Source organism: Haladaptatus ordinarius (genome assembly GCF_054177595.1).
In genome coordinates this window covers 1-940 of the sequence record NZ_JBPEHH010000278.1, presented here as the reverse complement: position 1 = coordinate 940, position 940 = coordinate 1, and the positions used below count along the sequence as shown (strand labels likewise).

The window sequence follows — 940 nt, the reverse complement described above, 5'->3', positions numbered from 1 at the left end:
GAGAGCGCCGTCAGTCCAGCCAAGAGGCGAAGCTGTCGCTTACGCAGAGGGCTGCCGCTGGACGCGGGCCTACTCAGCCCGCGTCCAGCTGGCTGTACGTCGCTGGAATGCCGACACCGTTGGTCGGTGCTTCCCACTTCCGACGCAACGTGTCGTCGAGAGCGTGATCAATCCACTCGCGGAACACCTCGAAACGGAACCACACAGGGAGTGCTCGCCCGCCGCGTCGCGGCGTGGCGAGCACGCCCCATCGGACGATCACCCAGAGATTCCGCAACAGGAAGCTCACAAGCACGAACACCAACCGAACGGCTGGGTCAGTCGTGCTTGTTCGCGCACGCGCTTCGCGCATCGTTCGGAAGGCTGTCTCGATGGCTGAGCGTTTCTGGTAGAGGGCTTCGACTTCTTTGGGCGTGCGATCGGTCAGATCGCACGCCACGTACGCCCGGACGAGCAAGCCGTGTTTGCCTCGGTTCCCCTGTTGATAGGAGACACAGACCGCGAGCGGGAAGCGCAGTTCCCGCTCGCTGCCTTCGTACATGACGTACTCTGTCCAGTAGGAGACCGACGTGTTCAGTTTCTCGGCCATCTGTTTCCCCCGGCGGATGACTGGGAGAGCGACTGGTGCAGTCGCACCCAGTCGCTCGATCGATGCGCCGTTGTAGAACCCACGATCCGCGAGGAGTCCAGTGACATCGAACGGGAGGGCTGCGACGTGGTCGAGCAGTCGCTCGACCGCGTCGCTTTTCGGCTCGTCGCCTCGCACAGCGGTGACAGCGACCACGAGTGGTTTGGCTCGACAGAGAACGAATCCAGCGAGGTAGCGATGGCACTGAGAGGTGCCATCGCGGGGAGTTGTGTGACAGAGTTCCCCGGGCGAGCGGTGTGGACAGCCGTGGTAGTGGATGTCGACGAAGTCGAGACAGATGATCCTCGGCCC

Annotated in this window: 1 protein-coding gene; it reads right to left on the bottom strand. The window is 63.1% G+C overall.

Translation table 11 applies throughout. From position 1 onward, the window contains the following. Window positions 1-73: 73 nt before the first annotated feature. The coding region (locus ACR3FF_RS27185; protein WP_458191216.1) for an ISH3 family transposase at window positions 74-940 on the bottom strand (867 nt) is incomplete at its 5' end.